Origin of the sequence: Blautia sp. CAG:257 (assembly GCF_000433815.1) — a bacterium.
Taxonomy (GTDB): Bacteria; Bacillota; Clostridia; order Lachnospirales; family Lachnospiraceae; genus Blautia_A; species Blautia_A caecimuris.
The window spans coordinates 1-10,395 of sequence record NZ_HF999071.1; the positions used below are offsets into that span (position 1 = coordinate 1).

At 42.3% G+C, this 10,395-nt stretch carries 11 protein-coding genes and 1 tRNA gene; 9 read left to right on the top strand and 3 right to left on the bottom strand.

Annotated elements, in window-relative coordinates; genetic code table 11:
- Positions 1-22: 22 nt before the first annotated feature.
- On the bottom strand, positions 23-736 hold the full coding sequence (locus QVP40_RS08810) for a PaeR7I family type II restriction endonuclease (protein WP_022068091.1): 714 nt from the start codon (positions 734-736) through the stop codon (positions 23-25).
- Positions 737-989: 253 nt separating this feature from the next.
- Between QVP40_RS08810 and QVP40_RS08815 the strand changes: the two genes are divergently transcribed.
- The 3 genes from QVP40_RS08815 to malQ all read left to right on the top strand — a co-directional run bounded on the left by QVP40_RS08815 (position 990) and on the right by malQ (position 5,065).
- Entirely contained in the window at positions 990-2,939 is a 1,950-nt protein-coding gene (locus QVP40_RS08815; RefSeq protein ID WP_022068092.1) for a recombinase family protein, read from the top strand.
- On the top strand, positions 2,884-3,486 hold the full coding sequence (locus tag QVP40_RS08820; protein WP_330361914.1) for an ABC transporter substrate-binding protein: 603 nt from the start codon (positions 2,884-2,886) through the stop codon (positions 3,484-3,486). The genes QVP40_RS08815 and QVP40_RS08820 overlap by 56 nt, the downstream gene beginning before the upstream one ends.
- A gap of 79 nt (positions 3,487-3,565) precedes the next feature.
- Positions 3,566-5,065: a 4-alpha-glucanotransferase gene (gene malQ / locus QVP40_RS08825; protein ID WP_022068094.1), complete on the top strand. Its 1,500-nt coding sequence runs from the start codon at positions 3,566-3,568 to the stop codon at positions 5,063-5,065.
- A 50-nt stretch (positions 5,066-5,115) separates the two neighbouring features.
- Here the strand turns inward: malQ and QVP40_RS08830 are convergent.
- A tRNA-Gly gene (locus QVP40_RS08830) sits at positions 5,116-5,186 on the bottom strand.
- A 295-nt stretch (positions 5,187-5,481) separates the two neighbouring features.
- Here QVP40_RS08830 and QVP40_RS08835 point away from each other — a divergent pair.
- The 3 genes from QVP40_RS08835 to QVP40_RS08845 all read left to right on the top strand — a co-directional run bounded on the left by QVP40_RS08835 (position 5,482) and on the right by QVP40_RS08845 (position 7,017).
- Positions 5,482-5,928: a hypothetical protein gene (locus QVP40_RS08835; RefSeq protein ID WP_022068095.1), complete on the top strand. Its 447-nt coding sequence runs from the start codon at positions 5,482-5,484 to the stop codon at positions 5,926-5,928.
- Positions 5,925-6,719 carry a pyrroline-5-carboxylate reductase gene (gene proC, locus QVP40_RS08840; RefSeq protein WP_022068096.1) on the top strand — a complete coding sequence of 265 codons (795 nt, stop codon included), beginning with the start codon at positions 5,925-5,927 and terminating at the stop codon, positions 6,717-6,719. The genes QVP40_RS08835 and proC overlap by 4 nt, the downstream gene beginning before the upstream one ends.
- 85 nt (positions 6,720-6,804) lie before the next feature.
- Complete coding sequence (locus QVP40_RS08845; RefSeq protein ID WP_022068097.1) at positions 6,805-7,017, top strand: hypothetical protein; 213 nt, start codon at positions 6,805-6,807, stop codon at positions 7,015-7,017.
- Positions 7,018-7,038: 21 nt separating this feature from the next.
- Here QVP40_RS08845 and QVP40_RS08850 read toward each other — a convergent pair whose 3' ends face one another.
- Complete coding sequence (locus tag QVP40_RS08850; RefSeq protein WP_022068098.1) at positions 7,039-7,500, bottom strand: CYTH domain-containing protein; 462 nt, start codon at positions 7,498-7,500, stop codon at positions 7,039-7,041.
- 466 nt (positions 7,501-7,966) lie between these two features.
- Between QVP40_RS08850 and QVP40_RS08855 the strand changes: the two genes are divergently transcribed.
- From QVP40_RS08855 to QVP40_RS08865, 3 genes are all read left to right on the top strand, one after another.
- Positions 7,967-8,518: a DJ-1 family glyoxalase III gene (locus QVP40_RS08855; RefSeq protein WP_022068099.1), complete on the top strand. Its 552-nt coding sequence runs from the start codon at positions 7,967-7,969 to the stop codon at positions 8,516-8,518.
- A 194-nt stretch (positions 8,519-8,712) separates the two neighbouring features.
- Positions 8,713-9,999, top strand: a complete 1,287-nt coding sequence (gene tig / locus QVP40_RS08860; protein WP_022068100.1) for a trigger factor — start codon at positions 8,713-8,715, stop codon at positions 9,997-9,999.
- A 57-nt stretch (positions 10,000-10,056) separates the two neighbouring features.
- Positions 10,057-10,395 (top strand): ATP-dependent Clp protease proteolytic subunit (locus QVP40_RS08865; protein ID WP_288200425.1); only part of this gene is annotated, 339 nt, incomplete at its 3' end.

Sequence of the window (10,395 nt, forward strand, 5' to 3'; positions counted from 1 at the left end):
TTCTCATTTTGACTTGTACTATTTATATTCTAGCACCAGATCTGATGAAAGCAATATACGACAATTTGTAGTTAGGGCACGCATAAGAATTAGTATTCTCGCCTTTACTTGTTGTCATAAAGCAAGCAGCACTATATTGTCTTTCTAATAAAAGCTTGTTGCAAAATATTTGATACCTATCCTTGTAAGAAGCGTCAATAAACTCATCTAAAACTTGAAAATGTGGTGAACGCACATTTACTGGATCAGTTGATTTTTTACAATCTTCAAGAACCATAAAATAACCAAGCCAAGGTGCATTCTGAGATCCAAATACACCTTCTCGATAAGCTGTCCAAATATCTAATGCACTTCCCATAGCTTCTTCTGTGCGATTATTGAAATTATTACCAAAAGATGGTCCGACCTGACTTTTGAATTCAATGGCGATAACCAATTCGTTATTATCAACAACAAGCAAATCCCATTTTTTGTTGGGACGATAGAAGCCTGGAAGTTCCAGGTTGGAACTTGTGAAAATACTTGTTTTTGGAACACCATTCATAATAAGTATTTCTGATATTAAATCCACGAAGCCGTCTAGCTGTTTACCACCTGTTACGGCACCACGGTTACCTTGATCATGAACAGCAGAATTATCTTGTTTACTCTTTTGTCCAGTTCGCGTAGTCCAAAAGAAATCAACGGCGTTGCTTATTCTATTATCTAAATCTATTGGGATTTTCATTTCAGCCATGATTTTTGAATTCCTTTCTTATATGGGGTTAAAATAATTTGTATAATATTATACTATGATTTTACGTCATGGGCAAAGAAAAATTCAGAAATTGTTATTTAAGTTCTACATGCTTTCGCGCTCAAACAATAGTAGCTGGCACTACATATCTTTTTATTCTAATATTTTATTATATACATTTTTTTGTTTTATATATATAATACAATTACATAGTGCTTAAGAATTATATTTACATTTCAGAAAGGAAATATCTATGAATGCAGGATATGTTCGTCTCTCAAGAGACGATGATAAAAGGAATTATGTTTCCATAGAAAATCAGAAACTGATTATCAATCAATACGCAGCAGATCATGGTGTGGTTATTGACTGCTGGTATGAAGATGATGGCATTTCCGGCTATATCTTTGACAGACCGGGATTTCAACAGATGATGGCTGATCTGGGCAAAGATATTGATACTGTCTATGTCAAAGATTTTTCACGTCTTGGCAGACATAATGCAAAGGTTCTGCTGCTTCTGGATGAATTTCAGGAACGTGGCAAGCATCTAGTTGTGATTGACGATAATTATGATTCTATGGATTCTAATGACGATACGATTGGTATTAAGACATGGTTTAATGAACGATATGTCAAAGACACCAGTAAAAAAATCAAGCGTGCCATAGGAGCCAGACAGAAAGAGGGAACACTGATTACAAGACCGCCGTTTGGCTATCGCCGCAATGAAAAAGATAAGACTGTTCTGGAAATCGTACCAAAAGAAGCAGAATATATTAAACAAATTTATGACTTATATCTTTCCGGTTCCGGCTACCGCAAGATTGCCACGTATCTGACCGAACAGGGCGCACCCACTCCCTCTATGATACAGCGTGAACGTGAAATAGAAGAAGGCAGACTGTCTAAAAGACAGGTAGCTTCTAAATGGTCTGATGCTATGATAAAAGAAATACTGGATAATGATTTTTACATTGGTACTTTTCGTTTGAAAAAACGTGCAAGAAATACGGTTCATGGAAAAGATAAACGTGTGCCAAAGGAAGAACAATGTATTTTTGAGAATCATCACCCGGCAATTATTGATAAGGCTACCTTTGCGTTGGTACAGGAATTAAAGGAAAAACGTAACCGTACCAATTATCGGGGAAGCCGGGGGCAGTGGCTTGGCTCAGAGATTCCGAATCCTTTTGGCAGTTGCCTGTTCTGTAAAGACTGTGGCAGCCGCCTTACACCAATTAAACGCAAAACTTCCAGCAAGGAACGGAAATATTACATCTGTACCACTTATAACACCAAAGGCAGACGTTATTGCTCCAAGGCACATTTAATTGAAGAAGATGATCTGATGGAAGATGTTCTGACTTATATCAAGATGTGTCGAAATGCTCTCTGTGAAGTTATTTCTACCTATGATTTAAAGGATTTTGAAGCAGAGAAAAAAACAATAGCGGAAAAACGGCAGGAACTGCACACAACTATCAATGAGCGAAAAAGTCAACTGAAAGTTCTGCTTACCCAAAAAGTAAAAGATCTGGCTGTCGCTGCTGGAAATGAAGACTTAATCAATGAAACGTATGATTCTATGCAGAAAGACTTATTTGCTCAGATTCATGGTCTGGAAATGCAGATAAAAGAACTGAATGAAACTGCCATAGAAACGCCTGATGTAAAGGATAAACTAAAAAATGCTCTTGAGGTGGTAGATAAAATCATTGCAGGAGGCAACCTTGACCGAAGAGATATTGAACTTCTGATTGAAAAAATCGTAGTGGACGAAGACGGGATGCCGGAAATTATACTGAAATACGGCTTGTCTAATCTGATTAGTTACAGTCCTGCTGATGAAATGAATCGAAGAGAAAATACCATGATTGCGATTGTGATGAAACTGATTGCTGAGGATGAACGTGGGTTTACTTCTGCAAAATATCTGTCAGAGCATATTACTGACCTTGGATTCAAGAAAACAAAGCAGAGTATTCTTCCATATATTGAGCTAATGAAGAAACTTGGGATTCTTGAATCCACAGATAATCCATTGAAGCCATACCATATTGTAAAGTCAAAAGAAAAAATCTTGCAGCTTACCAAAGAATATCTGCCGGATCTATCAGCAGAAACTACCGCAAAACAGATATCAGATGATTATTTACATGGTAGCAGTGATGGCAGGCGGTATGCCGGAAATGGTTTTTGAGTATATTCTGAAACAAAACGGACTTGACCCGCAGAAGGATCTTTCCATTGACCAGAGTATTGATTTCGGTTCTACGGCAGCAGCTTTTGCAGGGGATGACGCTGCGGATTTTACAGTAGAGTTTGAGCCTTCTGCTACAGCTCTGGAAAAGGAGGGAACCGGTCATGTGGTTGCTTCGCTTGGGGTGGAGTCCGGATATGTGCCTTATACTTCTTACAGCGCAAAAACCAGCTATCTGAAAGAGCATCCGGATGTGATACAGAAGTTTACAAATGGTCTTCAGATGGGAATGGAGTTTGTGCGGGAGCATACACCGGAGGAGATCGCGCAGGTGATCGCACCTCAGTTTCCGGAAACTGATATGGAAACGCTTACAACTATTGTAAAACGTTATCATGAACAGGATACCTGGAAGGAAAATCTTATATTTGAAAAGGAAAGCTTTGAGCTTTTGCAGGATATTCTGGAGGATGCAGGGGAACTAAGCAGGAGAATGCCCTATGAAAAGCTTGTTACAGTGGAATATGCGGAAAAAGCAGCAGAATAACAGAAATCTGCGATTTTTGATATTGACACTTTTTTTCTCCTGTGACACTATTAAATAAGAAAACGGAAGGAGAAAAAATATGTCGGACAAAAGACAATGCGGTGTGCTGCTGCCTGTCAGCAGCCTGCCGTCAAAATATGGAATCGGATGTTTTTCAAAAAGCGCCTATGATTTTGTAGACGCATTGAAGGCGGCAGGACAGAGCTGCTGGCAGATTCTGCCTCTGGGTCCTACCAGCTATGGTGATTCGCCCTATCAGTCATTTTCCACCTTTGCAGGCAATCCTTATTTTATCAGTCTGGAAGACCTGATCGAAGAGGGAGTTCTCACGCAAAAGGAGTGTGACGCAGTGGATTTTGGCAGTGATCCTGCCAGTGCGGATTATGCGAAGCTGTATAAGGGCCGGACCATTCTTCTTCGAAAGGCTTATGAGCGCAGTAATGTGGGGGAAAACGAGGAATTCAGACGCTTTCAGGAAGAAGAAGCCTGGTGGCTGAAGGACTATGCGCTTTTTATGGCTGTGAAGCAGAGATTTGAGGGAAAGCCCTGGAGTGAATGGGCGGAGGATATCCGCCTCAGATGGCAGAATGCTCTGGATTATTACAGACGTGAGCTGTACTTTGAAATTGAATTTCAGGAGTATATGCAGTTTAAATTCAGGCAGCAGTGGATGAAGCTGAAAGCCTATGCCAATAAACAGGGAATTGAGATCATTGGAGATATTCCCATTTATGTTGCCATGGACAGTGCAGATACCTGGGCAAACCCGTGGCTGTTTAAGCTGGATGAAAATAATTGTCCCACACAGGTTGCCGGTTGTCCTCCGGACGGTTTTTCAGCAACGGGACAGCTTTGGGGGAATCCCCTTTATAACTGGGAGGTGCACAGAAACTCCGGATTTGAGTGGTGGATCAAACGGATCGAAAACTGTTTCCGCCTTTATGATGTAGTAAGAATCGACCATTTCCGTGGATTTGATGAGTATTATGCAATTCCTTATGGGGACAAAACTGCGGAACACGGATGGTGGGAAAAAGGACCGGGCATTGATTTGTTCCGGGCAGTTTCTGTAAGGCTGGGGGCAAGAAAGATTATTGCGGAAGATCTGGGATATATGACAGATTCTGTGAAGCGTCTTGTAGAGGAAAGCGGCTATCCCAATATGAAGGTTATTGAGTTTGCTTTTGATGAAAGAGACACAGGAAATGCAAGCGATTACCTTCCTCATAATTATCCGGAAAACTGCGTGGTTTATACAGGTACACATGACAATGAAACGCTTTTGTCCTGGTTCCGGGATATTACGCCCAAAGAACGCAGACAGGTAAGAGAATATCTGAATAATTTTTACGGTTCAGACCGGGAAATCTGTCAGGATCTGATCTGTCTTGTTATGAGAAGTGTGGCAAAGCTCTGTGTAATTCCCATGCAGGACTATCTGTATCTGGACAATTCCGCCCGGATGAACCAGCCTTCCACACTGGGAAATAACTGGAAGTGGAGACTGATCCCGGGACAGTTTACAGAAAACCTTCAAAAAGAAATGAAAGTGCTTGCAAAAAGATACGGCAGGCAGTAGGATGCGGCGCAGAAAAAGCCTCCGGAATGTTCCGAAGGCTTTTTACCGTAAGCAGATAACGGGAATCGAACCCGCCTCCCCAGCTTGGGAAGCTGGTGTTCTACCGATGAACTATATCTGCATGAATTTATTATAGCACCGGAGTTTTTTTGATTCAAGAAAAATTCAGAAAATACTTTGAGAAAAGTTGGGTTTTGTTACTGGGTACAGGTTACATCCTGCGAGATGTTTTGGCTCTGCATATAAAAGTCCCGGGGCATACAGGGAAAAATGCCATTACCGAAGGTGACTCAGAATGCATTTTGATTCATATTTCAGACAATTTAAAAGTATTGTCCTGTATGGGAGCTTGCAGGCAGAAGGCGGATATGATCAGAAGAGTATCCGGAAATACCTGAAAATGAAAGGGAGAGAAAATGAAAAAGGAAGTGAATCATGCCATACGGAAACGGTTTAATGAAGTGATCTATCATGTTGCGCGTTATATGGAAATTCTGCTGTCTGTTGTGATTCTGGGAGTGATCGCACTGGTCGGTATCCGGTTGGTCTGTGATGTGACGAGCAGAGAAATCCTCAGTATGAATGTGGATTTCTTTACGGAATTTCTTGCAAACGCGCTGTCTCTTGTTGTTGGAGTGGAGTTTGTAAAAATGCTCTGCAGACATTCTGCTCAGACCGTTGTGGAGGTTCTTATGTTTGCAACAGCAAGGCAGATGGTAGTAGAGCATCTGAGAACCTGGGAGACGCTTATAGGAGTGATCGCCATTGCGATTTTATTTGCGATCCGCAAGTTTCTGATGACAGAAGTAGACGACATGGTGTACCATGAGAGAAATAAAAGAAAAGAGGAAAAACAATCATGAAAATAGGATTTATCGGATGCGGAAACATGGCTTCAGCTATGATCGGCGGAATTTTGAAAAAGGGAATTGTAAAAAAAGAAGAGATCATTGTGTCTAATCTTACAGAGGCAGGATCAAGACGGAGCCGTGAAAAGCTGGGCGTGGAGACAACTATGGACAACCGCCAGGTGGTTACACAGGCAGAAATTGTATTTCTTGCAGTAAAGCCGCAGTTTTATGAAGAGGTTCTCAAAGAGATCAAAGATCTTTTGACAGAAAAGCATATTCTGGTGGGAATTGCCCCGGGCAAAACACTGAAATGGCTGGAAGATACCTGTGGCTGCCCGGTAAAAACAGTACGTCTGATGCCCAATACTCCGGCTCAGGTGGGCGCAGGCATGACAGCAGGCTGCTGCAACGACCGGGTAACGGGGGAGGAAGCGCAAAAGATCAGAGAGATTGCAGAAAGCTTTGGAAGATTTGAATTTATTCCGGAGAGACTGATGGATGCGTTCAGCGCAGTATGCGGATGTTCACCGGCTTATGTATTTATGTTTATTGAGGCAATGGCAGACGCTGCAGTTGCTCAGGGGCTTCCAAGAAGCCAGGCGTATTCTTTTGCGGCGCAGGCAGTGATGGGAAGTGCAAAAATGGTACTGGAAACAGGAAGACATCCTGCTGAACTGAAAGACATGGTCTGCTCTCCGGCGGGAAGTACCATTGAAGGCGTTCGGATTCTGGAAGATAAGGGAATGAGAAGCGCTGTGTTTGAGGCTCTTACAGGAGCAGCAGAAAAAGGAAAACGTCTGTAAAATAAAATATCAGGATTTATTTTTTGTAAAATTGTGTTAAAGAACAGAATGTGCTAAACTATTTCCTGTAAGGGAGGTTTAGCACATGTTTTTTATTCAGAAACTTCTTGAACAGTCTATGAGGCTGGAAAATAGCAGGAAGCTGGCAATACGGATTGTGGGGAAGCTTCTGGGAATCATTCCGGTATTTTGCAGCAGATATCTGGAAAAAAGGCTGATGAGCGGAAAGTGGAATCCTGCAAAAAAGTGGAGTAAAGCGCGGCTGCGTATAAAGAGAAGGCGCAGAAGAAAAAAGTAACTGCGCCTAGAAAGAGGAGGATTATTTTTCTGTAAGACCGCGGCTTAAAGTACTGTTGTGGTATCTGACAGAGAAGGTAACATCTTCACCAAACCAGTCAGGAGGACAGTAGGACTCTGCCTCTTCCTGAGAGGAAAATTCTACTTCAGCCAGAAGAAGCCCTTCATATTCCTGATGAAACACATCAAGCTCAATAGTCAGCCCGTTTTTTTCCGGGATAAGATATCTTGTTTTTGAGATCACAAGTCCGTCAGCCTTGGGTTTCAGGTGAAGATAGGCATCTTTAGTCAGAGGAAGATTGTATTCTTCCCGGGCCATGAATCCCTTTGATTTATAAGTAAGATAATATTCGTCGTCCTGTCTGCGGATGCGTACAACCGGTTCGGTACAGAGGTAGCCCTGCTCAATTTCATGACAGGGATATTGTGCCAGGTTATCGGGAAGCCGGTCTTTTTTTATAAGAAATTTTCTTTCTATTTCCATAACATACTCCTTTTGCTTAAATAGCTGTAAAAAATAACGGTAAACGAGAAAGCTTAAACCATTGTAAAAATTTCTTCTGTTTGTTTCTGTGCGGCGGGGAAATTGTTCAATTTCCTGTTTTACACTCCAATAAAGCTGCGCGCAGTTTTATGATATGTGTTTTGAAGTATTTTCAGCCGGGGTCAATAATCTGTATTATTATATCATGGGGAGAGCTTTCCGTCACGTGATTTTGCTGATGTTCAACGGGCTATAAGTAACCACCGCAGCTGCCTGCAGGTAATATTCCGCAAAGTGTTTTTTGCTGTTTTTGACAAAAATATATATACAGGACAAAATGCATTCCAGATTGTTTTCGTAAAGGGAGATAGCCGAACAATATTTCTTGTATGCCGGTGGAAAAAAGTGGTATACTTACAGACATATGGAAAGGGACATGAACCCTGACAGACGGGAGGATTTATTTATGAGCAGAGTATATATTTTTCTGGCAGACGGATTTGAGGATATTGAAGGACTGACTGTTGTGGATCTTATGAGAAGAGCGGGAATTGAGGCGGTTACAGTTTCTATTAAGGAAACAAGGGAGATTACGACTTCACACGGGATTGAGATGAAAACGGATCGTGTTTTTTCGGAAACAGATTTTTCAGATGCAGATATGCTGGTGCTTCCGGGAGGAATGCCGGGAACAAAATATCTGGGTGAGTATCAGCCGCTTACAGAGCTTCTTACAGAGTATTATGCAAAAGGCGGAAAGGTTGCAGCCATCTGCGCTGCTCCAAGTGTTTTTGCAAAGCTGGGATTTCTGAAAAACAGAAAGGCGACCTCCTATCCTTCTTTTATGGATCAGCTTGACGGAGCTGAAACCTGTGAGGATCCTGTTGTTGTGGACGGAAATGTGACTACCAGCCGCGGCCTTGGAACTGCGGTTCCTTTTGCTCTCAGCCTGATCGCGCAGCTTATGGGAGAGGAAAAGGCGCAGGAAATCGCAGAATCCATTGTATACAGGGGATAGAGGTCTATAAGGGAACATAAAACTGAAAAAAACTCTGGTGTTTTTATGTCAGTTGTGCTATACTTCGATAATGACTGTAATTGTATCTTTTTTTAAGAGGATACACTTGCCTGAAATGCTGAAACACAGGCAAAAATAGAGTAAATTTTAAAAATAGAATCAGAACCTGACAATTTTAAGGAGGAACAGGAAACATGAGTTTACAGGTGGAAAAAATGGAAAAAAACATGGCGAAACTTACAATCGAGGTTTCCGCTGAAGAATTAGACAAGGCAATGCAGAACGCATACCTGAAAGCAAGAGGTAAAATCTCCATTCCGGGATTCCGTAAAGGCAAAGCACCGAGAAAAATGATCGAGCAGATGTACGGTAAGGGAATCTTCCTTGAGGACGCTGCAAATGCTCTGATTCCGGAACATTACAGCAAAGCTCTTGAGGAATGCGATCTTGAGATCGTTTCTCAGCCGGAGATCGATGTAACTCAGGCTGAGCTGGGAAAAGCTTTTATCTTCACAGCAGAAGTAGCTGTAAAACCGGAAGTAACACTTGGCGAGTACAAGGGTGTTGAGGTTCCGAAGTCTGAGACAGAAGTAACAGACGAGGACATTGATGCTGAGATCAAAAAAGAGCAGGAGAAAAACTCCAGAACTGTAACAGTTGAGGATCGCGGAGCAGAGAACGGCGATATCACAACAATCGACTTCGAGGGATTTGTAGACGGCGTTGCTTTTGAAGGCGGCAAAGGAACAGATTATCCGCTGACACTTGGTTCAGGTTCCTTTATTCCGGGATTTGAGGATCAGCTTGTAGGCGCTAAAGCAGGCGATCACGTAGAAGTAAACGTAACTTTCCCTGAGGAATATCAGGCAGCAGAGCTTGCAGGCAAAGCAGCAGTATTCCAGTGCGATGTGAAGAAAGTAGAAACAAAAGAGCTTCCGGAGCTTGACGATGATTTTGCTCAGGACGTTTCCGAGTTCGATACTCTTGCAGAGTACAGAGAGGACGTTAAGAAAAATCTCACAGAGAAAAAAGAAAAAGAAGCACGCGCAGCAAAAGAAAATGCAGCGGTAGATAAAGCTATCGAGAACGCTGAGATGGAAATTCCGGACGCTATGATCAACACACAGGTTCGCCAGATGATGAACGATTTCGCATCCAGAATGCAGTCTCAGGGTCTGACAATGGAGCAGTACTTCCAGTTTACAGGAATGACAGCAGAGAAGATGCAGGAAGAGATGAAACCGCAGGCTCTGAAGAGAATCCAGACAAGACTTGTTCTTGAAAAGATCGCAGAGACTGAGAACATTGAGGTTTCTGAGGACGAAGTAAACGAAGAGATCGGCAAGATGGCTGAAATGTACAAAATGGAAGCTGACAAATTAAAAGAGCTTCTTGGAGACCGTGAATTAGAGCAGATGAAGAAAGACATGGCAGTACAGAAGGCAGTTACTCTTGTAGCAGACGAGGCAAAGGAAGCGTAAAAAGCGTAAGCGGACATCTTTTGAATCCACTGTGACGCGACGAATGGAGGCATATATATGAGTTTAGTACCTTATGTCATTGAGCAGACAAGCAGGGGAGAGAGAAGCTACGACATTTATTCAAGACTTCTGAAAGACAGGATTATTTTTCTGGGTGAGGAAGTGAATGACGTAAGCGCCAGTATCATTGTGGCACAGCTTCTGTTTCTGGAAGCAGAGGATCCGGGCAAGGATATTCAGCTTTATATCAACAGTCCGGGAGGTTCTGTTACCGCAGGTATGGCAATTTACGACACCATGAAATACATTAAGTGCGATGTATCCACCATCTGCCTTGGAATGGCAGCCAGCATGGGCGCATTCCTTCTGGCAGGAGGAACAAAGGGCAAGAGATTT